This is a genomic window from Xanthomonas sp. WHRI 7945 (assembly GCF_035026585.1).
Map to the genome: position 1 here is coordinate 73,584 of NZ_JAYIQP010000014.1, position 22,834 is coordinate 96,417.

The following is a 22,834-nucleotide window of genomic DNA, read 5'->3' on the forward strand; positions in this document are numbered from 1 at the left end:
ACGCCGTTGCAGGCGCGTGCGCGATCGTCACGGCCACGCACTGCGGCATCCGGGAAAGGCTACTGAAAAGCATCGAGAGGCGGCGGCCACGTGGCCATGCGCCACGCGTCCAGTCTGCGGCGGCGGCATGACAGGCGGATTTAAGGCACGGCACCTGCCCGGCATGCACCGCGTCACCCAGGACCGAGCCTAGTGATCGGACAGATGATCATGGGCAACCGGTTATTGCTGCAGCTGCCGGGGTCGGACCTCGGCCAGGTCGCCATGCAACACAACGCGCGCGGCGTGCGGCGCCGCATCTGCAACGCCGCAGATGGCCACCGCGCGCGGCGTCGCATGCGCGCGGCGTGGCACGAGCGCGACCGTATCTTCGGTCGTCGCATACGCCGGTATCGCCGGCATTGCAGCGCGCCGGCTATTTGCCGAGCGTTTCCAGCAACCCGCGCAGGCGTTCGGCCTCCCCCGCATCGCGGCTCGCCGCCAGCAGGCCCTCCAGGCTCATGCGGTAGGCCGTCTGCAACGCCTGCGCCGCCGGCACCGCGACATCCGGCGCCACCCCGTCGCCCTCCCAGTTGCCGCCGGTGATCGGGCTCACCGATTTCGCATACGGCACGCTGATGGCGAAATGCTCGGTGAGCCTGAAGGCGCGGCTGGGATGCGCGCCGCCGCCGGTGGCTTCGCCGACCACGGTGGCGCGCTTGAGTTGCTTCAGCGCGTAGGCGAAATCCTCGGCCGCGGAGAACGTCTGCTTGCTGGTCAGGACGTACACCGGCTTGCTGCCGCCGAACGCGCGCCCGGGCACCGTCGGCGTGGTCCAGAACTGCTCGGTCGCGCCGTCCTCGCGGGTGTAGATGTCGTTCAAGTGCACGCGGCCATCGAACAGATAGCTGGCGATGAACGCCACCATCGCCGGATCGCCGCCGAAATTCTCGCGCAGGTCGATGATCAGCGCATCGGTGTTGGCGACGAAGTCCATCGCCGAGCTGGCGGTCGCCGCCGCTAGGTAGGGATAGGCGAAGATGCGGAACTTGACGTAGCCGACGTTGCCCTGCATCCGCTCGACCTTGTCGAACGCGAAGTTGTCCCTGGCGACCGCCGGCCGCGCCGCATCCAGGTCGGCGCGGCTGGGATACAGCGGTTCGTCGCGGGCGCCCTCCGGGTGGTATTCCAGCCACAGGTGCCCGTCGTGGCTGACCGCGCGCAGGTCCTCGGTCAGGCGGCGGGTCAGTGCGGCGGGGTCGTCGATACGTTCGTAGTCGCCGCGCGCGGCGTGACGCTGCACCGCCTTGCCCATTTTCCTGGCCAGCGGTGGATCGATGTACTCCGCTTCCAACTTGACCGCCACCGCATGGATCAGTGCATCCCGCTCGGCAGAAGTCACCGCTGCGGTTTGCGCCTGTGCCGGCGTCTGCAGGCAGAGAAATGCCCACGCCGCCGCCCCGTAAATCGCCATCCGCCACATGATCGGCCTCCTCGCGCCCGGACACTACCGCCCTGGCGCATGCTAGCGATTGCAGGCGATAGGCGCACCACCGCCGAAAGCGCGAGGCATGACCGACCGGACACGCCGCAATGCACCGCGGCCGACCGCGCTGGATCGACGCCAATGCCATGGTTAGACACGCCGGCAGTTGCTCTGCCGACGTGCGCGATCGGCAATGCTGCAAGCGGATGCGGCGCGCCCTTTCCGCTGTCCTAGGTGCGTTCGGCGAACTGGGATGAACATCCATCACCGGGTTCGCAGCTCGCGCTTACTCTGCGGACAAGGACGACGGCGTGCGGCAGTGCTCACTGCAAACGCGCACCCTGGATATGGGAGATCTCACGATGAGAAGTACGCCCCTGTTGGCCATTGCCTTGGCAGTCGCCTGCAGCCTGGTCGCCGTGCTCGGCTATCAGAACCGCCAGTGGCAAGCGCTTCAGGACCAAGCCTTTTACCGAAGCCTGCGGCCGCAGCCGGGCACATGGCTGCCCCCGCTCGAAATGGTGGATGTGCAGGGGCGAGCGTTGACCGTGGCCGGCGGGAGCGGACAGTTGATCTACTTCTTTCAACCCGGCTGCCCTGTCTGCGAGCGCTCCAATGCTGCCGTCAGGTCGTTGCAGCAAACCCTGCAACAGGCACGGACCGCAGCGCCGTCGATGATCGGGATGGGCAGTGGCGCAGCGCAGGCGCTTCGGCATTACGCCCAGAGCAATGCGTTCGCGTTCCCGGTGGCGCAGCTTTCCGGCAAATCCCAGCACTTGCTGGGGGCAAAACAGGTACCTCTCCTGGTGCTGATCGATGACGACGGCAAGGTTCTCTATTCCCATGTCGGGCTGATCACCAACAAGAACAAGGACGACGTGACCCACCTGATGATCAAGGCCGCGCGCAAGGAGGCGTCGGTCGCGATCCAATGACGGAGCTCCAACCATGAAGACGGCAGCACAGCGAATCAAGGGTGCCCTGGTGGCATTGGCAGTGATCGGATCCCTGAGCTTCGGCGCAGCACAGGCGGTGAGCTCCCACGGCTCCGGCAGCAAGTGCGTCAACCCCGATACAGGGTGCCCGTGCAAGCCCGGATGTCAGTATGGCGGTCAGAGAATCGGGTGTTGTCTGCTGCCCTAACCTCAATCAGCAACGAAAAAGGGCCGGTCATTCGACCGGCCCTTGATGTTGTCGCCAGGCAGACGGCTCAGTCGCCCTGCTGCTTCTGCAGGTGTTCCCAGCGTTCCTGCGCGTCGATGGTGCGCTCTGCGGTCAGGCGCGCCTCCAGGCGCTCCAGGCCGATTTCTTCGCCGGTATCGACGCAGTAGCCGTAGTCGCCGGCATCCAGGCGCTTGAGCGTGCTGTCGATCTTGCCGATCAGCTTGCGGTAGCGGTCGCGGGTGCGCAGTTCCAGCGAGTTCTCGGTCTCGCGGGTGGCGCGCTCGGCCTCGTCGCCGATGTCGCGGACTTCGTCGCGCAGGTTCTCGATGGTCTGCTTGGACTCCTCCACCAGATCGGCGCGCCAGTTGAGCAGGCGCTGGCGGAAGTACTCCTGCTGCAGCGTGCTCATGTACTCCTCGTCGCCGGCCGGCTTGTAGCCCTTGGGCAGGATCGGGCGGCCCGTGGCTTCGTCGGTCTTGTACTCGACCACTTTGTACTTGGCCGGCTTGGCGGGCGTGTTGGACTTGGCGGTCACGGCGACGGCAACCTTGCCGGTCGGCTTGGCGATCGGCGCCTTGGGGGTGGATTCGGATTTGGTGGGGGTTTTCGCGGAGGATTTCGAAACGGACACGGGATTCTTATGTGGCGGGGCCGAGGGCGTAGCGGGCTTGGCGGCGACCGGCTGGGAAACCGGGGCTGCGGCGGGCGTGGCGGCCTTGGCCGGGACAGACTTGGCCGGCGCCGGCTTGGCAGCCGGCTTCGGTACGGATTTGGACACCGCCGGGGCGACCGGGGCGGTAGCCGATTTCTGCTTTGCTGCGGGCACGGCCTGCTTCGCCGCCGGCGTGGCCGACTTTGCTGCGGGCGCGGCCTGCTTCGGCGCGGCGGCGGGCTTGGCCGCGGGCTTGGCTGGCTTGGCGGGCGGCTTGGCCTGGGCCTTCTTGGCGGGCGCGGCGGCCGGCTTGGGCGCCGGCTTCTTCGCCGCCGCCTTGGCCGGGGCCTTCTTTGCCGGCGCAGGCTTGGCTGCCGGCTTCGCCACCGGTTTCTTCAGCGGCTTGGCAGCAGCGGACGCCGTCGCCTTCTTGGCAACGGGCGGGACGGGCTTCTTGGCGGCCTTGACGGCCTTCTTTGCAGGTTTTTTAGCAGCCACGAATCGCTCTTCCTTGGTTTCCCCGGGGCCCGGGAAAGCGGGCCTTTATAGCCTACCCGCCCCCCAGCGGCAACCACACCGCCTACACGCCGGTGAACGGCGGCCCGTCGCGCAACTGGCATATCATGGCCGGGTGATCGCCCGCGCTCTTATCGCCTTGCTGCGCCTGTACCAGCGCTTCATCAGCCCCCTGCTGGGTCCGCGCTGCCGTTTCGTGCCCAGTTGCTCGGCCTATGCGGTCACCGCCCTTGCCCGCTACGGCGCGCTGCGCGGGGGCTGGATGGCCGCCCGCCGCGTCGGCCGTTGCCATCCCTTCCATCCCGGCGGGTTCGACCCGGTGCCCGATCCCGCGGCGCCGCCGGCCTGCCGCTGCCCAGGAAAACACTGAATGCCCGCCTCCTCCACCCTCATCGTCAACGCCCGCCTGGTCAATGAAGGCCGGGAAACCCAGGGCGACCTGCGCATCGCCGACGGCCGCATCGCCGCGATCGCCCCGCAGCTGGCCGCCCGCGACGGCGAGACCGTGGTCGACGCCGCCGGGCGCTGGCTGTTGCCCGGCATGATCGACGACCAGGTGCACTTCCGCGAACCCGGCCTGACCCACAAGGGCGACATCGCCAGCGAGTCGGCGGCCGCGGTGGCCGGCGGCCTGACCAGCTTCATGGACATGCCCAACACCAACCCGCCGACCCTGAATGCGGCCGCGCTACAGGCCAAGTACGACGCCGCCGGCGGCCGCGCCTGGGGCAACTACGGCTTCTACCTGGGCGCCAGCAACGACAACCTGGCCGCGATCCAGACCCTGGACCCGAAGACCGCGCCCGGGATCAAGGTGTTCATGGGCGCCTCCACCGGCAACATGCTGGTGGACAACCCGCAGACGCTGGACGCGATCTTCCGCGACGCGCCGACCCCGATCATCACCCACTGCGAAGACACCCCGACCATCGACGCGACCCTGGCCGCGTTCAAGGAAAAGTACGGCGAGGCGCTGACCCCGGAGATGCACCCGGACATCCGCTCGCGCGAGGCCTGCCTGAAGTCCTCGCAGCTGGCGGTGTCGCTGGCCAAGAAGCACGGCACCCGCCTGCACGTGCTGCACATCTCCACCGCCGACGAACTGGCGCTGTTCGCGCCCGGCCCGATCCAGGGCAAGCGCATCACCGCAGAGACCTGCATCCACTTCCTGCGCTTCGACCGCGCCGACTACGCGACGCTGGGCAACCTGATCAAGTGCAACCCGGCGATCAAGGACGCCAGCGACCGCGAGGCGCTGATCCGCGCGCTGGCCGAGGACGTGATCGACGTGCTCGCCACCGACCACGCGCCGCACACCTGGGAAGAGAAGAGCAAGCCGTATGCGCAGGCGCCGTCGGGCCTGCCGCTGGTGCAGTACGCGCTGGTCGCGGCGCTGGAACTGGTGCACGAGGGCCGGCTCAGCGTGGCCCAGGTGGTGCACAAATTCGCGCATGCGCCGGCGCTGCTGTTCGACGTGCACGAGCGCGGCTTCCTGCGCGAGGGCTACCACGCCGACCTGGTGCTGATCGACGACGTCTCCTTCACCGTGCGCCGCGAGGACATCCTGTCCAAGTGCGGCTGGTCGCCGTTCGAGGGCCGCAGCTTCCGCTCCAGGATCGCGGCGACCTGGGTCAACGGCGAGCTGGCCTGGGACGGCGCCCGTCTGGTCGGCAGCCCCAACGGGCAGCGCCTGGCGTTCGACCGCTGATGCGGCGCACGATGCTGCCGGGCGCCGCGCTGGCGCTCGGCCTGCTGGCGTGGGGCGCGGCGATGCCGCCGCTGCAGGCGCAGGCCGCGCCCGCCGCCAGCGCCGACACGCGCAGCGTATTCCCCGCCAGCGCCTCGCAGGGCGCGCTGGTGATCGGCAAGGTGCCGCCGGGCAGCCGCGTGCAGTACGCCGGGCGCACGCTGCGGGTCAGCGGCTACGGCAGCGTGGTGTTCGGCATCGGCCGCGACGAACGCGGCCCGCTGCGGCTCCTGGTGCAGCGCGCCGATGGCGGCAGCGAGACCATCGACATCGCGGTGACCCCGCGCGACTGGCCGCTCGAACGCGTCAACGGCGTGCCGCCGAAGACGGTCAACCCGCCGCCGGCGGTCGCCGAGCGGATCAAGCGCGAACAGGCCCAGGTCACCGCCGCGCGCGACCGCGACGACGACCGCACCGACTTCGCCGCGCCCTTCATCTGGCCGGTGCAGGGCCGCATCAGCGGCCGCTTCGGCAACGCCCGCGTGTACAACGGGCAAGCCGGCGCCGGCCACTCCGGCATGGACATCGCCGTGCCCACCGGCACCCCGGTCAAGGCGCCGGCGGCCGGGGTGGTCACCTTCGCCGCGCCGGACCTGTACCTGACCGGCGGCACCGTGCTGCTCGACCACGGCTACGGGGTCAGCTCCAATTTCCTGCACCTGTCGCGGATCGACGTGAAGGTCGGCGACCGCATCGCCCAGGGCCAGGTGCTCGGCGCAGTCGGCGCCACCGGCCGCGCGACCGGGCCGCACCTGCATTGGGGGATGAACTGGTTCGACGTCCGTGTCGATCCTCTGTTGGTGCTGGAGCGGACCAAGTAACAGCCTGGTGATTCACCTGCAGCGGCGCGCAGCGGCGCGTTCTTCATCTCCACAGCCGAAGCGTTTGTCTTGCGCGGTTCGACGTGCGTGTGGATCCGCTGCTGGTACTGGAGCAGACCAAGTAACAGCAACTGTTTTTTGTGGGAGCGACTTCAGTCGCGACGGGCCTTACCGGTAGAGCCCGTCGCGACTGCAGTCGCGACGGGCATTACCGGTAAAGCCCGTCGCGACTGAAGTCGCTCCCACAGAACGCTTCAACGGCTCTGGAAACCAGCTAAGTCGGTAGTGCCGCTCCGCGTATCCACCATGTCGCGGCTGAAGCCGCTCCTACAGGTAGGCGCCGCAACTGTAGGAACGCGCTAGCCGACAACGCCGCCCGACGCGTCCGCCACTCGTTCCGCACCACCCTGCCACGGTGCCGCCGACCACCCGAACAACCCGAACGCGCGCACGAACTCGGCATCCAGCGGCGCGCTCACCTCGATCCGGCGCCCGTCCGGATGCGGGAACGCCAGCCGCTCGGCGTGCAGCAGCATGCGGTGCACGCCCTGCATGCGGAAGATGCGGTTGTGGCGGCCGTCGCCATGGCTGGTGTCGCCGATCAGGTGATGCGACAGGTGCTTGAGGTGGCGGCGAATCTGGCGGAACCGTCCGGTCACCGGGCTGCAGCGCAGCAGCGCGTAGCGCGAGGTGCCGAACTCGCCCGACGGCACCTGCAGCTCGCCGCAGGCCAGGCGCTGGAACCGGGTCTGCGCCGGCTTCTTCAGCGGTTTGCCGGGGCCGCCGTCGAGGTCGTGGTCGACGCCGAAGCGCTCCTCGGCCGGCCAACCGCGGCAGATCGCCAGATAGTCCTTGTCCACCTCCCCGCCCATCAGCGCCTTGCCCAGCGCGCTGGCGGTGTCGCGGTCGAACGCCAGCAGCAGGCAACCGCTGGTGGCGCGGTCGAGCCGGTGCACCAGAAAGATCGGCCGCCCCAGTTGCGCGCGCAGGCGATCGGCAAGGAAATCGTCCTCGCCGCGGGCGAGCTTGCTGTCGTGGACCATCAGCCTGGCCGGCTTGTCGACCACGGCCAGGAAGGGGTCCAGATAGAGGATCTGCAGGGAATCGGGGGAGGTGCTCACTACCGGATTATCCGTGCCCGGCGGCCCCGACCACAACGCATGCGTCACGCTGCGTCCCATGCCGGGCCGTTGACGCCGCCGTGCCGCGGTTCGACGATGGCCTTCCCCCACGTTGCGGAGTGCCTCCATGAAACGCTGGTTGCTGGTCTCGCTGCTGACCGTCGTTCCACTGGCGCATGCGCTGGAATTGCCCTACGACGCCGCCGCCGACGCCAAGGCGCAGGTGCGACAGGCGCTGGCCGCCGGCAAGAAGGCGCACAAGCCGACCCTGCTGATCTTCGGCGCCAACTGGTGCGGCGACTGCCGCGCGCTCGACGCCTCGCTGCACACGGCCAGGAACGCCGCCTTGGTGAACGCGCACTTCGAAGTGGTCAAGATCGATGTCGGCAATTTCGACCACAACCTGGAGCTGAGCCAGGCCTACGGCGATCCGATCCAGAAAGGGATCCCGGCCGCGGTGGTGATCGGCGCCGACGGCAAACCGGTCTACACCACCAAGGCCGGCGAACTGGCCAATGCGCGCAAGATGAGCGATCAGGGCATCTACGACTTCTTCGCCAAAGCGGCCGGGGCGCCGGCAGGACACTGAGCCTCGCGCGCCCGTAGGGAGGCGATCAGGCAGCTCAATCAGCCCGGTCGCCTTGGCGCGGCCGACGTCGCTAGCGCCGCAGCCACGCCGAAAGCAGGCTGGCCGCGCCGAGGCCGCCGGCGATCCAGGCCCAGACCGAGGCGCCGCCGAGTTGCGGGCCGCCGGCGTCGAGCGCGTACAGCAGCGCCGCGACCGTGAGCAGGCCCACGCCGGTGATCGCGGTGACCACGCGGCGCTGCATGCGCAGCAGGATCACGTTGAGCTCGAACAGGTCGCGCGAACGCATCGACAGTTCGTGGCGGCCTTCCACCTGCTGGCGCAGCCAGCCGTGGATCAGGCGCGGCATGTCCGGCGCGTGGGTCATGATTTCCGGCAGCCGCTTGCGCAGTTCGTGCAGCGCGCGCTGCGGGCTGTAGCGCTCGATCAGGATCCGCTCGAGCACCGGCCGCGCCACCGCCCAGATGTCCAGTTCCGGATCCAGCTGGCGGCCCACGCCTTCGATGTTGAGCAGGGTCTTCTGCAGCAGGATCAGCTGCGGCTGCAGGGTCAGCTGGTAGCGCTGGGCGACGCGGAACAGCTTGATCAGCACCTCGGCCAGCGAGATCTGCGACAGCGGCCGGGTGAAGTACGGCTCGCACACCGAGCGCGCCGCCGCTTCCAGTTCGTCGATGCGCACGTTGGCCGGCATCCAGCCCGCCTCCACGTGCAGCTCGGCCATGCGCCGATAGTCCTTGTTGAAGATGGCCATGAAGTTCTCGGCCAGGTAGTACTGATCTTCCTGCGACAGCTGGCCCATGATGCCGAAGTCCAGCGCGATGAAGCGCGGGTTGATCCGCCGCGCCGGATCGCTGTCGACCCAGATGTTGCCGGCGTGCGCATCGGCGTGGAAGAAATTGTCGCGGAACACCTGCGTGTAGAACACGCGCACGCCCTTGGCCGCCAGCGCCTTGCGGTCGATGCCGGCGGCGTCGAGCGAGGCGATGTCGTCCGATGGGATGCCGCGCACCCGTTCCAGGGTCAGCGCGCGCTCGGCGGTGTGGCTCCAGATCACCACCGGCACGTACAGGTCGTCCGAATGCAGCCAGAAGCGGCGCAGCACGCTGGCGTTGGCGCCTTCGCGCTGCAGGTCCAGTTCCGCGGCCAGGGTGGTCTCGATCTCGGCGACCACCTCGCGCGGGCGGATCTTGTCGGCGCGCGGATGCGCGCGGTCGACCAGCGCCGCGGCGGACTTGAGCAGCGCGATGTCCGCGCCGATCTGCCGCTCGATGTCCGGGCGCAGCACCTTGACCACCACCTCGCGGCCGTCGTGCAGCGTCGCCGCATGCACCTGCGCGATCGAGGCGGAGGCCAGCGGCGTGGTGTCGAAGCTGGCGAAGGCCACCGCGATCGGCTGCCCCAGCGCCTGCTCGACGATGCGCCGCGCCGCCTCGCCGTCGAACGGGCGCACCCGGTCCTGCAGCAGGGTCAGTTCCTCGGCTACGTCCGGCGGCATCAGGTCGCGGCGGGTGGACAGGATCTGCCCGAACTTGACGAAGATCGGGCCCAGGTCCTGCAGCGCCAGGCGCAGCCGCGCGCCGCGCGACTGCGCGGCGATGTCCGGGCTGGCGCGCGGCACGAACGGTTTGGCCAGGCGCAGCCAGCGCTCGGCCGGGGTGCCGTCGAGCAGGTCGTCCAGGCGGTAGCGCAGGATCACCCGGCCGATGCGGCTGGCGCGGAACATCGCCTTCATGCGCCGCGCTCCGGCGACAGCCTGGCCACGCGCGCGGCCAGGCGCTCGATGTCGTCGCGCACCGCATCGACGTCGTCGTAGAACGCCTCCAACTCGGCGCGCGCGACCACGTCGCGCGATTCCTCGGTGACGAACTCGGCCGCGCTCTGCGCCAGGTCCTGCGCGCCGCGCTGGGCCTGCTGCAACGCCGCGCGCGCCGCGTTGGCGAGTTGCACGCCGAGCACGTCGCCGAACACCTGGGTGAACGGCCGCTGCCAGTCCGGATCGAAACGCCCCGCCAACTGCTGCAGGCGCCGCGCCAGTTCGGCGTCGCCGGACACCCGCACCCGCCCGCCGGGGCTGGCGCCGCGCCGCGCCTGGGCCAGGAACGGCAGTTGCGCGAACAGCCCGCCGAGGGTGCTGCGCACCGCCAGGTCGGGTTCCTGCGCCGTATCCACGGGACCGACCTGCAGGCGCGTGCCGTCCACGCGGATCTGCAGCGCCAGCGCCGGCGCCTCCAGGGTCAGCGCCACGCGTTGGCCGTCGAGGCCGCGCAGCGCCTCGCGGGTATCCGGATCCAGCGCCAGCGCGCGGTTGAGCGCCGCTTCCAGCGCGCGGCCGGCCAGGGGCTTGAGGGCATCGAAGGGAGATTCAGGCATGCCGCGCATTCTAGCGGCAGACACGTCGCAGGACCGTACGCGCGGCGGACGGCGATGCGCGCCGCGCTATTGCGCCTGCGCGCCGCCGAGGTGCTTGCTCAGGAACGCCAGCAGCTGGGTGTAGTACGCGCGGCGGTGCGGCTCGGTGTAGAAGCCATGGCCCTCGTTGGGGAAGTACAGCGACTCCACCGGCACGCCGGCGTTCTTCAGCGCCTTTTCCATGCGTTCGGTGTGCTGCACCGGCGCCCGCTCGTCCTTGCCGCCCGCGGCCAGGAACACCGGTGCGCGAATGCGATCGGCGAGATTGACCGGCGAGCGCGCGGCCAGGGTGCCGCGTTCGCCAAGCCAGTCGCCCGCCCAGTTTTTGGCCCAGCGCGCACGCCGCGACTGATCGCGGTACATCGTCTCCAGGTCGTACACGCCGACATAGCCGGCGGCGCAGCGGTACAGGTCCGGTTCCCTGACTGCGCCCATCAGGGCCGCGTAGGCGCCGTAGCTGGCGCCATAGATGCAGATGCGCGACGCATCGGCGATGCCCTGTGCGGCGGCCCAGCGCGTGGCATCGGTCAGGTCGTCCTGCATGCGCCCGCCCCATTCCTTCGCCCCGGCCTGGGTGAAGGCACGACCGTAGTTGCCCGAACCGCGGTAATTGACCCGCAGCACCGCGTAGCCGGCCGCGGCGAGCAGTTGCGCGTCGTCGTCGAAATCCCAGGCGTCGAACACGCCGAACGGCCCGCCGTGCGGCAACAACACCATCGGCAAGGGCTTGCCGGCCGGGGCCTGCAGCGGCACGGTGAGGTATCCGTGCAGCGGCACCCCATCCCTGGCCTTGAAGCTCACCGCGCGGCTGGGCGGCACCTGGCTTGGCTGGAACCATTCGCGCCGGCTGAACACGCGCTTGGCCGACTTGTCCACGGTATCGAACAGGAAGTAGTCGCCGTTGTTGCGGTCGCTCCAGACGTAGAGCAGCAGCAGCCGGCGATCGGTGGTTGCCGAGGTGATGAACACCGCATCGCCATCGAACGCCTTTTCCAGCGAGCGATACAGCCGCGAAGTCGGCGCGTTGTCGTCGAAGAATCGGTTGCGCACCCGATCGGTCATGAACGACACGCCGATCGGCGTCTTGCCGTCGAGGTCGCGCAACACCCGGTAGGGATCGACCTGCGCGTCGCGCAGCAAGGGCGAATAGCGATCGGTGGCCGGATCCCATGACACCACCGCGTCCGGGCCGCTGGCCTGCTCCACCTGCAGATAGGCGAGCTTGTCGTCGGCGGAGAACCCCAACGGATAGGTGCGCTGGAAACTGCTGGTTTCGTCGTTGATCAGCCGCCACGGCGTGCCGCTGTCGTCGCGGTAGTAGAGCTTGCCGGAATTGCCGCTATCGGCCCCGCTGGCGAAACGCACGCGCCCGCTGTGGTCGGCGACGAAGCTCGCGCGCGAGACCGGCGCGGTCGCCACCGGCACGCGCCGGTGGTTGTAGATATCCAGCTTGTCGATGCGGATGGTGGGATCGCTGCTGGGCGCCACCACCGACACCAGCACGTAGCGCGGATCCTGCGGCAGCGTATCGAGCATGTACACCGACGGATCCAGGCCCGCCTTGAGCGTGGTCGCGTTGACCGCGTCGTTCATCCCATAGGGGCTGGCGAGCAGGCGCGGATTCTTGCCGTCGGCGTCGATGGCGTGCAGCTGGCCGATCGCCACCGGTTCGTCGCGCGCGCCGAGACGCTCGGCCATCGACACCACGATCCGCTCGTCGTTGGCCCACCAGAAATCGTCGACCACCGAGTCGGCGCCGCCGATGACCCTGGCGGACAGCTGCTTGTCGCTGCGGCGCACCACCACCAGGCCGGTCCGGTCCTCCATCGGTTGGGTGACGGCATAGTAGGCGCCTGTCGGCGAGATCTTGACCCGCTCGAACTGGTCGCGCTTCAGATAGGGGGTCAGATCCAGCGGCGCCGGCTCGGCCTGCGCGCATGCCATGCAGGCCAGCGCAAGGCCGGCCACGAACGTCCAATGTCGCATCGCATTTCCCCTATCCCCTGAGTCGCCTATGGTGGCAAGCCGCGCGAACGGCGTCCATCCCTGCCGGCGCCGTCCGCGCGCCACCGCGCGATCCGGGCCCTCACCCGCCGCGCGGGCGATGGCCCAGGCTAGCGGCCCTTCATCGGGCAATGGCGGGAGCGGCGGCGATGCGCAGGACCCGGGTCGGCACCATCTTCGGCGGCACGTCGGCCGCGCACGAGGTCTGGCTGCAGTCGGCGCGCACCATCGTCGATGCGCTGGACCCGCAGCGCGTCGAGGCCACCTGATCGGCATCGACAAGTAGGGCCGCCGGCATGCCAGCGAGCGCGAGGGGTTCCTGCTATATGCCGACGATCCGGCACGGATCGCGCCACGCGCAGGATGCGGCACTGTGCACGCGGTGGACACATCGCGGGGGAACACGGAACAGGCGCCGAAGCGCTGCCGCGGCGCACATTTGCACGTACCGCACGCATCGACACATGCGTCGATGCCTGAATCAAACAAAAAAGCGGCACGCGATTGCATAGCCTATTTGCCAAGGCGGCAATCACTTACCCGCAATGCAAAACGGCCCGCGGTCGCGGAGCATCGCTCCGTGACCGCGGGCCGTTCGCAGGTGCAGCGGAAGGACTAGACCTTGCCGCGACGGAACATCGAGATCACCGCCAGGATCAGGAACACCACGAACAGGATCCAGGCGATGTTGGTCGCCGCACCGGCGATGCCGCTGAAACCCAGTACGGCGGCGATGATGGCGATGACGAAGAAGATGATGGCGTAATGCAGCATGGCAAGGTCCGAAAGTTGTCGTGCCGAATTGGCGCGGAGCCATCTTCGGCAACTGCCGGTCGTCAGGAAGTGACGGAAGTGTCGCGGCGCCATGATGACGCCAGCCGCTGCAGGCCCTGCTCGATCGAAACCTGCGGCACATAGCCGAAATCGCGCCGCGCCGGTTCCATGCTGTACCAGTGCGGCGTGCACAGCTGCTCGGCCAGGAAGCGGGTCAGCGGCGGCTCGCCGCGCAGGCGCAGCAGCGGCCACAGCGTTTCGCAGGCGGCGCCGATGCGGTAGGCCGCCTTGAACGACAGGGTCTTGGTCACCGGCGGCGCGCCAACCGCGGCGAGCAGCTTGTTCAACAGTTCGCGCATCGGCAGCGGCTCGCCGTTGGAAATGAAGTACGCCTTGCCGGCGCAGGCCGCGCCGACGCGCAGGTGCTCGAACGCATCGAAGTGCGCCTGCGCGGCGTTGTCGATGAAGGTCGAATCGACCAGGTTGTCGCCGCGGCCGACCAGGCGCACGCGCCCGGCCTGCGCACGCGCGACCAGCTTGGGCAGGATCTGGTTGTCGCCCGGGCCCCAGATCAGCCGCGGCCGCAGCGCCACCACCGCAAGTTGCGCATCGTTGGCGGCCAGCACCGCGCGTTCGGCGATGGTCTTGGTCGCCGCGTACGGCGCTTGGAAGTTTTCGCCGTACGGCACCTGGTCCGCGCCCAGGCCTTCGACCGGATGGGTGGCGCGGTGGGTCACGCTCGGCGTGGAGGTATAGACCAGGCGCCCCACGCCATGCGCGCGACAGGCGGCCAGCACGTTCTCGGTGCCGACCACATTGGGCTGGTAGTAGCTGTCGTAGCTGCCCCAGGCGCCGGCCTTGGCCGCGTTGTGGAACACCGCATCGGCGCCCGCGACCGCATGGTGCAGCGCCTGCGCGTCGGTCAGGTCGCCACGCACCTGGGCCACGCCCAATGCTTGCAGCTCCGGATAGTGGCCGCGGTTGTAGCTGATCACCTCGTGCCCGCGCGCAACCAGGCCGCGGCACAACGCCTGGCCGAGGAATCCACCACCGCCCGTCACCACAATCTTCATCGCGCCGCACCGATCGCACCAGGGCGCACACGATAGCCGGGGGCGCGCGGGAAGGCGATCCGGACGTGCGCGGATGGCACCGCGGCGCACGCCAAGTCATTGATCCGCTGGAACTTCATAATTCTTCATGAGGACATCAGGCACTTCAGGCACGGCGCTGGCGCAGTGCACGGACCGCATCCTTCCGGAGTTCCACATGTCGCGCTTTTCGTTCCTGTCGTGCGTCCTGCTCGCCCTCGCCGTGCCTCTCGCCTACGCCGCTCCCGCCTCCCCGTCCCAGCCCCCGACCGCACCCGCCACCGCGCCGCCGGTGCTGGACGACGGCTGGCAGGTCGCCGATACCAGGAGCACCGGCTGGAACATGGCCACGCTCGCGGCGCTGGAGCAGACCATCGCCGACGGCAAGGCGCCGCACACCAGTAGCGTGCTGATCGTGCGCGACGGCGCGCTGGTCTACGAGCGCTACTTCGGCGACGCCGACCGCCAGACCCTGCACGACACCCGCTCGGCGACCAAGAGCGTCACCGCACTGCTGGTCGGCGCGGCGATCGACCGCGGCCGCCTGCCCAGCGCACAGGCCAAGGTCTACGATTACTTCGGCGATCGCCGTTGGCAGCAGCCGGATCCGCGCAAGCGCGCGACCACCGTCGAGGATCTGCTGACGATGAGTTCGCAACTGGAATGCGACGACGACAACGCGTTCTCCAGCGGCAACGAGGAACGCATGTACGTGAGCGCCGACTGGACCCAGTTCGCGCTGGACCTGCCGATCAAGGGCTACGCGCCGTGGATGCGCCGCCCCGAGGACAGCCCACACGGCCGCGCCTTTTCCTACTGCACCGCCGGCAGCTTCCTGCTCGGCGCGCTGGTGGAAAAGGCCACCGGCCAGCGCCTGGAGGACTTCGCCGCGCAGGTACTGGAGCGGCCGCTCGGCATCACCAATGTCCGCTGGGGCCGCTCCGCCGAGGGCGTGGGCATGGGCGGCGGCGGCACCCGCTACCGCAGCCGCGACCTGGCCAAGTTCGGCCAGCTGCTGCTCGACCAGGGCCGCTGGCGCGGCCGCCAGGTGCTGTCGGCGCAATGGGTGCGGGCGATGACCACGGTGCACGCGCAGGCGCGCGAGGACGCCGACTACGGCTACCTGCTGTGGCGCTTCCGCTTCCCGGTGCGCGGCACCGAACGCGGGGTGTGGGCGATGTCCGGCAACGGCGGCAACTACGTGTTCGTGCTGCCCGAGGAACGCCTGGTGGTGGTGATCACCCGCAGCGCCTACAACACGCCGAAGATGCATCCGCAGTCGCAGGCGCTGCTCACCGACTACGTGCTCAAGGCGCTGCCGTAGCCGCGCCGGTCTCCTGCGGCAGCAGGCCGGCGCGGCGCACCTGCGCGCGCTCGGCGGCGATGTCGGCCTGGTTGCGCACCAGCAACGCGGCGAAACCGGCCTGCGCGCGCAGCGGCGCCAGCAGCGGCGACACCCGCAGATAGGCCGCATCGCGATAGCCGGCGGCCTGGGCGCGGCGCAACGCGTCCAGCGCCGCAGGCGGGTCGCCGGCCAGTTGCAGCAGCAGCGCCGCGTCCAGCCCATCCAGCGGATCGGCGCCGTGCGCGACGCCCTGCAGCAGGTCCTGCGCCCGTGCGCGCAGCGCCGCCGCGGCAGGCCGTGGTTGTGCGTCCAGCGTCCACGCCACGGTCTGCGCCAGGCTGCCGTGCGGACGCAGCCGCAGCGCCTGCAGGCTGGCCTGCCGCGCACGCGCCGCATCGCCCTGCGCCAGCGCCAGTTCCGCCTGCAGCAGGTACAGGCCGGCATAGTCGGTGCCGCGCCCCAGCGCTTCGTCCAATGCCGCCTGCGCTTCGGCGGTGCGGCCATGCGCGAACAGGAACCCCGGCCAGGCCACGTTGGAAAACGCGCTGTCCGGATACAACTGGAAGCTGTCGCGATAGCGCGCTTCGGCGGCGCTGACGTAGCCGAGCAGGTTGAGGTTGCTGGCGATCTGGATCGGCAGGAAGCGCACCCGCGCCGGATCGCGCACCTGCAGGTTGGCGGCCAGCGCCTGCGCCAGCCGGCCCTTGCGTTCGTACAGATAGGCGGCCGAGCCGCGCACCGCATCGGCGCCGGGATCCAGTTGCAGCGCGCGTTCGTAGGCGGCCAGGGCCGCCGCATAGTCGCCGCGGCAATCGTGCGCGTAACCAAGCGCGGCATGCGCGGCCGCCAGCCGCGGTTGCTCGGCGATCACCTGCGCGGCCAGGCGCTGCGCGAGCGCGGCGTGCTGCGCGTCGCCGCCGTACTGGCAGACCCGCGCGCTGTAGCCGCGGCTGAGTCCGAGCAGCGCGCGCGGCTCGTCCGGCGCCTGCTGCAGGCGCTGCCGGTACAGCGCGATCGCGCGTTCGTTGTCGTCGCGCTGGCCGATGCCGGCGTAGTAGTCGGCGCGTTGCAGCAGCGGCGACGCCTCGGCTTTCTGCGGCGGCGCCCGCCACGGCCAGTCCAGCGCCGCCAGCGTACCGATGCAGAGCACGACGGCCGCCGCGATCGCCACGCGGCGCCAACGCCGCCTTGGCTGTGCTGCTTCGCTGTCGCCTTCGTCTTCGATGCGTACCGGCGCGCACAGCTGATAGCCCTGGCCGCGCACCGAACGCAGGTAGCGCGGCTGCCGCGAGGCATCGCCCAGCGCCTGCCGCAACAGGCGCACGCGCTGGGTCACGGTCTCCTCGTTGACCAGCGCCGGCGCCCACACCTGCGCGATCAGCTCGTCGAACCCGACCACGCGCTGGCCCTGCCGCAGCAGGTAATGCAGCAGGCGGAAACTCAGCCCGCCCAGCTCCAGCGCGATGCCGTCGCGCTCGACTCGCTGTCGCGCCACGTCGATGCGCAGGTCGTCCAGCCGATAGCGCTCGCCCATCGCCGCGGCCTCAGCGCACGCGGTCCTTGGCCCACAGCGCCAGTTTCTCGCGGCCGATCTTGGCGTTGTGGCGGATGTCCACCGGGAAGCCCGGATGGCACAGGAAATCGGCGATGCCGGCGGTGTGCGGATGCGCCTGCGCCAGCGCGCGCAACTCGGCCTGCGGCTGCGCCGGCGACGCCACGCCCGGCTGTAGTTCGTAGCACAGCACCGGCCGCTGCGCGCCCGCCGCGCCGATCCCGACCAGCGCGCTGCGGCGCAGCCACGGCAAGGTGTTGAAGATCGGCTCGGCCTGCTCGGTGTACAGCGGCCCGTGCGCGGTCTCCACGCGCTGGGTCTTGCGCCCGCAGAACCACAGCCGGCCCTGCGCGTCGAAGTAGCCGACGTCGCCCATGCGGTGCACGATGCGCTCGCTGCCGTCGTCCAGGCGCTCGCGGATCTTGGCGATGCGGGTGGCCGCGTCGCGGTTGAAATAGGTATCCGTGGTGGTCGGCCCGGCCACGGTGATCTCGCCGACCATGCCCGCCGGCAGCTCGTGCACGCCCGACCACTCGGGGATCGCCGCATCGTCGATGGCGATGATGCGAACCACGTTCGGCGCCACCACCGCGCCGACGCAGGTGCCGGCGCCGGTTTCGGTGGCCGCGCGCGTGTCCTGCAGTTCGCGGCCTTCGATCGCCGCCACCGGCAGGCACTCGGTGGCGCCGTACGGCGTCCACAGCTTGCCGTCCTCCGGCAGCAGGCTGCAGATCCTGGCGACGATCTCCGGCGGCACCGGCGCGCCGGCCGAGGTCGCGCAGCGCACGCTCGGCAGCGGCCGGCCGTAGTCGGCCAGCACCCGCATCAGCGCCGGCGAGCCGAACAGCTGGGTCACGCCGAAGCGGTCGATCGCATCGTGCAGCTTGCGCGGATCGGCGCTGGCCGGCCGCGTTGGGTCCATGTCCGGGATCACCGAGGTCAGCCCCAGCGCCGGGTCGAACAGGGCGAACGGCGGGAAGGTCGGCAGGTCGATGCCGCCGGGCTGCATGCCGAACGCGTTGCGCATCAGTTCGATCTGGCCGACGAAATGGCGATGCCGGTAGACCACGCCCTTGGGCACGCCGGTGGAGCCGCTGGTGAACAGGATCGCGGCCACGTCGTCGCCCGCGGTGTCGGCCAGTTGGCTGCCGGCGCCACGACCGGCATGTTCGATCTGCGCCAGCGTGGTGCCGCCCCAGGCCCAGCGCCGCCCCACGGTGACGATGCGTCGCGCCGAGCGCGCCCAGCCCAGCAAGCGCCGCGCCAGCTGCGCCAGCGGGATGCCGATGAACGCCTCCGGCTGCGCCTCGTCCAGGCACTGCTTGAGCGCGCGCTTGTCGATGCCCGGATCCACCAGCACCGGCACCGCGCCGGCCTTGAACAGCGCGAACATCAGCAGGAAGAACTCCGGCGACGGCCGCACCATCACCACCGTGCGCGTCCCGCGGCCGATGCCGTAGCCGCCCAGCCCGGCGGCGATCGCGTCGCTGCGCGCATCCAGCTGCGCGTAGCTCAGGGTCACGTCGTAGGCGGCCAGGCCGTTGGCGCCCCGGCGGCCCGGGCAGCGGATGGCGATCTGGTCGGGGCGCTCGCGCGCCAGCGGCGGCAGCGTCGCGGCGATGTTGCAGGGGGTGGTCGTGGTCATCGTTGGATTATCGCCGATGCGCCGGCGCATGCCGTGGCAGGCCAGCGTTGGTCCAACGCGCCGCATCCTGCGAGCGGATCGGCGTCGGGCGTCGGCTCGCCGCTCGCGCGGCGACAGCGCACGGCTGAACGCCACCGCGCTTGCAGCGCGCGTCGGTTCGGTCAGAATGCCGCGCCCCCCACGCTCTTTGCCGCGCAAGGCCCGGCCTCCCATGGCACATCCCTGCCTCACCTGCGGCGCTTGCTGCGCCTACTTCCGCGTCAGTTTCCACTGGAGCGAAGCCGATCCCGAGCTGGGCGGCAGGGTCCCGTTCGATCTCACCGAGCCCCTGCGCACCCACGAACGGGTGATGCGCGGCACCTCGCAAGCGCAGCCGCGCTGCGTGGCGCTGGACGCGGAGATCGGCCGCTACAGCCGCTGCACGATCCACGACCGGCGGCCGTCGGTGTGCGCCGCGGTACCGGCGTCGCTGGAGTTCGGCGAACGCAGCGCGCAGTGCGACAAGTCGCGACTGGCGCATGGGCTGCACATGCTGACTGCAAGCGACTGGAGCGGCGTCGGCGACGCCGAGCGCAATCCGCTACCGGACGACGCCTGAGCCGCCGGCACGCCGCCGCGGCCTAGAGCGGATGCGTGTCCAGGAACCGGCGGATCGCCGGCACCAGCACCTCGTGCTTGTCTTCGAGCACGTAATGGTTGGCATCCTCGAACGCCATGACCTCGGCCTGTGGCAGCGCCTGGCGGAAACCGGCGAGGAAGTGATGGTCGAAACAGATGTCGCGCAGGCCCCAGGCGATGAAGGCCGGGCGGTCGGCGAACGATGGCAGCGCCTGCGCCGAACGTTCCAGCAGCGACCACGCCTTGTCAGCGGGCGACAGCGGGATGTCCTGCATGAAGCGGATCGTGGAGATGCGGTTGGCCCAGCTGTCGTACGGCGCCACGTAGGCGCGGCGCACGTCGGCAGGCATGCGCCGCGACACGCCCAGCCACGAGGCGCCGGCGGAGAACGCGTTGAAGGTGCGGATGAACCACTCGCCGGGACGCCAGTGCCGGCCCATCGCGATCTGCCACGGCATCGGCTTGGCCGCCGGCAACGGGAACGCGGCGGTGTTGGTGATCACCAACCGCTTGACCTGGGCATGGTGCGACAGCGCCCAGCCGAAGCCGATCATGCCGCCCCAGTCGTGCACCGCCAGCGTCACCGGCCCATCGATGCCCAGGTGGCGCAGCAGCGCGTCGAGATCGTCCACGCGCGACTGCAACGTGTAGTCGTAGCCCGGTTGCGCGCCTGGCGCATCGTCCGGCTTGTCCGACAGGCCCATGCCGATATGGTCGGGCACGATGCAGCGGTAGCGGTCCGACAGGCCGGCCACCAGCGTGCGCCACAGATAGCTCCACGACGGATTGCCGTGCAGCATCACCACCACCTCGCCATCGCGCGGGCCTTCGTCGAGATAGGACATGCTCAGCCCTGGACGCACCTGGAAGCGCTGCGGAGTGAAGGGGTAGCCGGGGTAGTTCATGTGAATCGCATCCGATCAGATATCTAAGGAGCCTGCGTCGTAGGCATCCGCCCAACTCCCGCAGGTAGAAGAATCGCACTCGTCGAGCTCAAGTCCTACGATGAATGCTGCGCCATCGTCTCAGCGAGACGTCGCATATTTGCTGGTCACCAATGGATTTCATGTCACGCAGATCTGCGGTAGGCAGGCAGTTGATTGTCGTCGTTGGAAAGCAGGCGCAGGAATGCAGGGTGTAGGAACAGTTTTTCCTTGCCCAGACGCTGCTCCTGCAACACGCCAATCTCCACCAACTCTTTCAGCTGACGCGCAGCGGTCTGCCTGGTCACGCTCACCATGTCCACGACGTTCTGGATACGACAGTAGGGCTGGTTGAAAATCACCTCCACCAGCTCTCGGCTGTAGGCTTTTGGCGCATGATTGCGGATGTAGTCGCGCGCCTGTGCCTCCAGTCCACGGATCGCCTGGATCTTGGCCGTGGTCCATGCAGCCGTCTCGGCCACGGCACTGAGCATGTAGTGGATCCACTCGGCCCAGTGACCGTGCCGGGTCACGTCCAGCAGCAGACGGTAATAGTCGCTGCGGTGGCGGATGATGTAGCGCGACAGATACAGCACAGGCAGGTCGAGCAGCCCCTGCTCGATGAGCATCAGCAGGTTCAGCACGCGTCCGGTGCGGCCGTTGCCGTCGGTGAAGGGATGGATGGCTTCGAACTGATAGTGCGCGACCGCCATGCGGATCAATGGATCGATGTCGGTGTGCTCGTGGATGAAGCGCTCCCAGTTGGACAGCTTGTCGCGCAGCAGTGCCTCGCCCACTGGCGGGGTATAGATGACCTGCTGGGTCTGGTCGTTGGCCAGTGCCGTACCGGGAACGCGGCGGATCTGCATCTGCACCGCCTTGATGCGGCTGCAGACGACCACCGCGGTGTCCGTGCACAGAGGGCGCTGCCGCAAGGACTGGAAGCCTTCGTAGAGCGCGCTGCGATAGCGCAACGCTTCCTTGGTGGCAGGCTTCTGGGCCTTGTCCTGATCCTCGGCGTAGCGGAACAGATCGTCCGTGGTGGTCACGATGTTCTCGATCTCCGAACTGGCCTGAGCCTCGAGGATCGGGATCGTGTTGATCAGCACCGTGGGATTCGGCAACAGCGCGGTAGCCTGTTTCAACTCGGCCAACGCGGTTCTGGCGCCGATGCAGGCCTTGAGCAGGCTGCGTGTCTCGATATCTCCCGTTGGGGGTAGCAACGGGAGATCGTTGTAGGGGAACTCTGCCTTGAACTTCGACACATCTTCCATGGCTGCGTCAAACATGTTCGGAGAACGAACATGATGCAATAACGTGTACTAAAAATCCATTTTTTTTAACACGTCCATGTTCAGGAGAGTCGGTCCCAGCTACCAGACCACCTCGGCCATCGAGCAGTTCAGGCCCGAACCGATGCCCATCAGCGCAATGCGGTCGCCCTTCTTCAGGCGCCCCAGTTCGCGCAGCTTGCTCAACACGATCGGCACGCTGGCCGGGCCGATGTTGCCGTGCTCGCCGAAGATGGTCATCACCTTCTTCGGGTCGATGCCGAAGTTCTTGATGAAGGCCTGGGTGTGCGGCAGGCTGACCTGGTGGATCACGAACTGGTCCAGCTCGTCCACCGCCCAACCCAGCGCCTGCCTGGCGGCGATGAAGGTCTTCTGCGCCAGCTTGATGCCCTCGATCAGCAGCATGCGGGTATCGGTGACCATGCGGTCCAGGTTGCCCCGGCACAGGGTGTTCCACTCGGTGGCCGAGCGGGTCACGCCGCCGCGGTAGCTCGGCGCGTCCGGGACCAGCTCGGCACGCGCCAGCACCATCGCCGCGGCGCCGCAGCCCAGGGTCAGCGTGGCCAGCTCGTCGCGGAACGCCTGCGCGGTCACGTCCGGGGAGGTCATCCGCTCCAGGGTCTTCTCATACACCAGGTTGGCGGTCTCGCCATCCACCACCAGCGCGTAGTCGATCTCGCCGCGCTCGATCATGCGCGCCGCGATGTCCATGCCGTTGATGAAGGCCAGGCAGGCATTGGCGACGTCGAAGGTCATGCATTCCTCGCCCACGCCCAGGTTGCCGGAGACGATGCTGGCGGTGGACGGCTCCAGGAAGTCGCGGCTGACCGAGGTGTTGACCAGCAGCCCAACCTGGCCGGCGTCGATGCCCGCATCCGCCATCGCCTTGCGTGCCGCCAGCGTGGCCGCGTCGGACGCCTGCATGTCGTGGTCCCACATGCGCCGCGCATGGATGCCGGCGATGTCGCCGAGCACGTCGGTACGGATGCCGAGGCGGTCGTAGGTGGGTTGCAGACGTTCGTTGATCTGCTTGGAGGTCAGCGTGTGCGGCGCATCGATATGCGCCAGTCCCGCGATGGAGACGTTGTTGAAGAGCATCGAGATGTACG

At 69.1% G+C, this 22,834-nt stretch carries 20 protein-coding genes; 7 read left to right on the forward strand and 13 right to left on the reverse strand.

What is annotated here, in order from left to right; all coding sequences use genetic code 11:
• Window positions 1-415: 415 nt before the first annotated feature.
• Window positions 416-1,381 (reverse strand): S41 family peptidase, encoded by a 966-nt coding sequence (locus VDQ83_RS13040; RefSeq protein WP_455435263.1) that lies wholly within the window; start codon window positions 1,379-1,381, stop codon window positions 416-418.
• A 446-nt stretch (window positions 1,382-1,827) separates the two neighbouring features.
• Here VDQ83_RS13040 and VDQ83_RS13045 point away from each other — a divergent pair, with 446 nt between their 5' ends.
• Window positions 1,828-2,400 (forward strand): peroxiredoxin family protein, encoded by a 573-nt coding sequence (locus tag VDQ83_RS13045; RefSeq protein ID WP_455435264.1) that lies wholly within the window; start codon window positions 1,828-1,830, stop codon window positions 2,398-2,400.
• Between the two features lie 275 nt (window positions 2,401-2,675).
• Here VDQ83_RS13045 and dksA read toward each other — a convergent pair whose 3' ends face one another.
• Window positions 2,676-3,779 carry an RNA polymerase-binding protein DksA gene (gene dksA / locus VDQ83_RS13050; protein WP_455435265.1) on the reverse strand — a complete coding sequence of 368 codons (1,104 nt, stop codon included), beginning with the start codon at window positions 3,777-3,779 and terminating at the stop codon, window positions 2,676-2,678.
• Window positions 3,780-3,894: 115 nt separating this feature from the next.
• Here dksA and yidD point away from each other — a divergent pair, with 115 nt between their 5' ends.
• The 3 genes from yidD to VDQ83_RS13065 are packed head-to-tail and all read left to right on the forward strand — an operon-like array spanning window position 3,895 to window position 6,365.
• The gene (yidD, locus tag VDQ83_RS13055; protein ID WP_263113679.1) at window positions 3,895-4,167 is read left to right on the forward strand and encodes a membrane protein insertion efficiency factor YidD; all 273 of its coding nucleotides are present in this window, start codon (window positions 3,895-3,897) and stop codon (window positions 4,165-4,167) included.
• A complete protein-coding gene (locus VDQ83_RS13060; protein ID WP_455435266.1) occupies window positions 4,168-5,505 on the forward strand; it encodes a dihydroorotase in 1,338 nt (445 codons plus the stop codon).
• Window positions 5,505-6,365 (forward strand): M23 family metallopeptidase, encoded by an 861-nt coding sequence (locus VDQ83_RS13065; RefSeq protein ID WP_455435267.1) that lies wholly within the window; start codon window positions 5,505-5,507, stop codon window positions 6,363-6,365. The genes VDQ83_RS13060 and VDQ83_RS13065 overlap by 1 nt, the downstream gene beginning before the upstream one ends.
• A 359-nt stretch (window positions 6,366-6,724) precedes the next feature.
• On the opposite strand, the gene VDQ83_RS13070 is transcribed toward VDQ83_RS13065, so the two are convergent.
• Window positions 6,725-7,546 carry a pseudouridine synthase gene (locus VDQ83_RS13070; RefSeq protein ID WP_455435268.1) on the reverse strand — a complete coding sequence of 274 codons (822 nt, stop codon included), beginning with the start codon at window positions 7,544-7,546 and terminating at the stop codon, window positions 6,725-6,727.
• Window positions 7,547-7,613: 67 nt separating this feature from the next.
• Here VDQ83_RS13070 and VDQ83_RS13075 point away from each other — a divergent pair, with 67 nt between their 5' ends.
• Window positions 7,614-8,075 (forward strand): thioredoxin family protein, encoded by a 462-nt coding sequence (locus tag VDQ83_RS13075; RefSeq protein ID WP_455435269.1) that lies wholly within the window; start codon window positions 7,614-7,616, stop codon window positions 8,073-8,075.
• Between the two features lie 70 nt (window positions 8,076-8,145).
• Here the strand turns inward: VDQ83_RS13075 and ubiB are convergent, their stop codons facing one another.
• The 5 genes from ubiB to oleD all read right to left on the reverse strand — a co-directional run bounded on the left by ubiB (window position 8,146) and on the right by oleD (window position 14,332).
• Window positions 8,146-9,804 (reverse strand): ubiquinone biosynthesis regulatory protein kinase UbiB, encoded by a 1,659-nt coding sequence (gene ubiB, locus VDQ83_RS13080; RefSeq protein WP_455435270.1) that lies wholly within the window; start codon window positions 9,802-9,804, stop codon window positions 8,146-8,148.
• Window positions 9,801-10,442: a ubiquinone biosynthesis accessory factor UbiJ gene (locus tag VDQ83_RS13085; protein ID WP_455435271.1), complete on the reverse strand. Its 642-nt coding sequence runs from the start codon at window positions 10,440-10,442 to the stop codon at window positions 9,801-9,803. The genes ubiB and VDQ83_RS13085 overlap by 4 nt, the downstream gene beginning before the upstream one ends.
• A 66-nt stretch (window positions 10,443-10,508) precedes the next feature.
• Window positions 10,509-12,467 (reverse strand): alpha/beta hydrolase family protein, encoded by a 1,959-nt coding sequence (locus VDQ83_RS13090; protein ID WP_455435272.1) that lies wholly within the window; start codon window positions 12,465-12,467, stop codon window positions 10,509-10,511.
• Window positions 12,468-13,100: 633 nt separating this feature from the next.
• On the reverse strand, window positions 13,101-13,259 hold the full coding sequence (locus VDQ83_RS13095; protein ID WP_003468167.1) for a DUF1328 domain-containing protein: 159 nt from the start codon (window positions 13,257-13,259) through the stop codon (window positions 13,101-13,103).
• Between the two features lie 62 nt (window positions 13,260-13,321).
• Window positions 13,322-14,332 carry a 2-alkyl-3-oxoalkanoate reductase gene (gene oleD / locus VDQ83_RS13100; RefSeq protein WP_455435273.1) on the reverse strand — a complete coding sequence of 337 codons (1,011 nt, stop codon included), beginning with the start codon at window positions 14,330-14,332 and terminating at the stop codon, window positions 13,322-13,324.
• 196 nt (window positions 14,333-14,528) lie between these two features.
• On the opposite strand from oleD, the gene VDQ83_RS13105 reads away from it, so the two are divergent.
• On the forward strand, window positions 14,529-15,674 hold the full coding sequence (locus VDQ83_RS13105) for a serine hydrolase domain-containing protein (RefSeq protein ID WP_455435274.1): 1,146 nt from the start codon (window positions 14,529-14,531) through the stop codon (window positions 15,672-15,674).
• On the opposite strand, the gene VDQ83_RS13110 is transcribed toward VDQ83_RS13105, so the two are convergent.
• Together VDQ83_RS13110 and oleC are read right to left on the reverse strand one after the other, a co-directional pair.
• A complete protein-coding gene (locus VDQ83_RS13110) occupies window positions 15,658-17,229 on the reverse strand; it encodes a winged helix-turn-helix domain-containing protein (protein ID WP_455435275.1) in 1,572 nt (523 codons plus the stop codon). The genes VDQ83_RS13105 and VDQ83_RS13110 overlap by 17 nt on opposite strands.
• Before the next feature lie 10 nt (window positions 17,230-17,239).
• Window positions 17,240-18,892: an olefin beta-lactone synthetase gene (gene oleC, locus VDQ83_RS13115; RefSeq protein ID WP_455435276.1), complete on the reverse strand. Its 1,653-nt coding sequence runs from the start codon at window positions 18,890-18,892 to the stop codon at window positions 17,240-17,242.
• Window positions 18,893-19,103: 211 nt separating this feature from the next.
• On the opposite strand from oleC, the gene VDQ83_RS13120 reads away from it, so the two are divergent.
• The gene (locus tag VDQ83_RS13120; protein ID WP_263396251.1) at window positions 19,104-19,490 is read left to right on the forward strand and encodes a YkgJ family cysteine cluster protein; all 387 of its coding nucleotides are present in this window, start codon (window positions 19,104-19,106) and stop codon (window positions 19,488-19,490) included.
• Window positions 19,491-19,512: 22 nt separating this feature from the next.
• On the opposite strand, the gene VDQ83_RS13125 is transcribed toward VDQ83_RS13120, so the two are convergent.
• The 3 genes from VDQ83_RS13125 to VDQ83_RS13135 all read right to left on the reverse strand — a co-directional run bounded on the left by VDQ83_RS13125 (window position 19,513) and on the right by VDQ83_RS13135 (window position 22,823).
• Window positions 19,513-20,415 carry an alpha/beta fold hydrolase gene (locus VDQ83_RS13125; RefSeq protein WP_455435277.1) on the reverse strand — a complete coding sequence of 301 codons (903 nt, stop codon included), beginning with the start codon at window positions 20,413-20,415 and terminating at the stop codon, window positions 19,513-19,515.
• 164 nt (window positions 20,416-20,579) lie between these two features.
• Window positions 20,580-21,722: a protein adenylyltransferase Fic gene (fic, locus tag VDQ83_RS13130; RefSeq protein WP_309919395.1), complete on the reverse strand. Its 1,143-nt coding sequence runs from the start codon at window positions 21,720-21,722 to the stop codon at window positions 20,580-20,582.
• An 84-nt stretch (window positions 21,723-21,806) separates the two neighbouring features.
• On the reverse strand, window positions 21,807-22,823 hold the full coding sequence (locus VDQ83_RS13135) for a 3-oxoacyl-ACP synthase III (protein WP_263396253.1): 1,017 nt from the start codon (window positions 22,821-22,823) through the stop codon (window positions 21,807-21,809).
• Window positions 22,824-22,834: the final 11 nt, after the last annotated feature.